Raw genomic sequence first — 721 nt, forward strand, 5'->3', positions numbered from 1 at the left:
GATGCTGCAGATCGAGGCGGTCCGGCAGGCGGCGTACGCCGTCAGCGACAGCAGCGAGCCGCTGGCTGGGCTCGAGCTCAAGTTCACCCAGTTCGCCGAGCTGGGCGTGCCGACGACCGTCCGGGTCGGTGCTCCAGCTCCGGGCGCCCCGGCTCCCGGCCCGGAAGCGCTCGAGGTGCAGATCGTGCAGCCGGAGGGCAACGTCGCCGAGGGCCGCGTCTGGCTGGCATGACCCGCTCCGCTGCTCCGCCGCCTCAGTCGCTCTGCACCAGACCGGCCTGCACCGGCCCGGGAAGGAAACCGTCGGGGTCCACCCGGCGCTTGACCTCCTGCAGCCGCGCGAGCGTGCTCCCGTCGTACGCCGACCGCGCGGGCGCGGGCTCGTCGCCCGCGAGGTAGTTGACGTACGTCTCGCCCGTGCCGGAGCGTGCGAGCTCGGCGTGCGCGGCGCGGCAGTGGCCCACATGCCGCGCGTCCTCGGCCGGGTCGCGCCACGTCGAGATGACGTCGTAGACGGCGACCGCGTCTCGGTGGCCGTACGCCGCTCCTCCCTCGGGCTCGCGTCCGTGCGCTCCTCCGAGCAGGTGGACCTCGACGTGGCTCAGCGGGGACGGTGCCTCGCCGGCCAGTCGCATCGCGTCGGCCAGACCCGGGCCGACCTCGCGCAGGTAGCCGCCCTTCCAGTAGTTGCGCAGCCCGGACGGCGAGCCGGCATCGGCGC

The 721-nt window shown here is 74.6% G+C and carries 2 protein-coding genes; one reads left to right on the plus strand and one right to left on the minus strand.

Going from position 1 to position 721, the window contains the following annotated elements; translation table 11 throughout:
- Positions 1–232, plus strand: a 232-nt coding sequence (locus tag G9H71_RS22955; protein ID WP_166285041.1) for a hotdog family protein, incomplete at its 5' end; no start/stop codon positions are given.
- A gap of 22 nt (positions 233–254) precedes the next feature.
- Here the strand turns inward: G9H71_RS22955 and G9H71_RS22960 are convergent.
- Positions 255–721: BBE domain-containing protein (locus tag G9H71_RS22960; protein ID WP_196792399.1), on the minus strand; the 467-nt coding region annotated here is incomplete at its 5' end.

It is taken from the genome of Motilibacter deserti (assembly GCF_011250635.1).
GTDB lineage: Bacteria > Actinomycetota > Actinomycetes > Motilibacterales > Motilibacteraceae > Motilibacter_A > Motilibacter_A deserti.